Genomic DNA, 245 nt, shown 5'->3' with positions numbered 1-245 from the left:
TATGGCAAGACGGCCACCTTTATGCCGAAGCCGATATTCGGCGACAACGGCTCGGGCATGCACGTCCATATGTCGATCTGGAAGGGTGGCAAGCCGACCTTCGCCGGCAATGAATATGCCGGACTGTCGGAAAACTGCCTGTTCTTCATTGGCGGTGTCATCAAGCACGCCAAGGCGATCAACGCCTTCACCAACCCGCTGACCAACTCCTACAAGCGACTGGTGCCGGGCTATGAAGCGCCGGT

1 pseudogene is annotated in these 245 nt (G+C 58.0%); it reads left to right on the top strand.

Going from position 1 to position 245, the window contains the following annotated elements:
- Positions 1-245, top strand: a pseudogene (gene glnA / locus X742_RS0140030) (glutamine synthetase); the annotation flags it as partial.

The sequence above is a fragment of the Mesorhizobium sp. LNHC229A00 genome (genome assembly GCF_000502415.1).
Taxonomy (GTDB): Bacteria; Pseudomonadota; Alphaproteobacteria; order Rhizobiales; family Rhizobiaceae; genus Mesorhizobium.
Note: the sequence above shows the minus strand (reverse complement) of the source record. Positions and strands in the feature narration are given on the sequence as shown.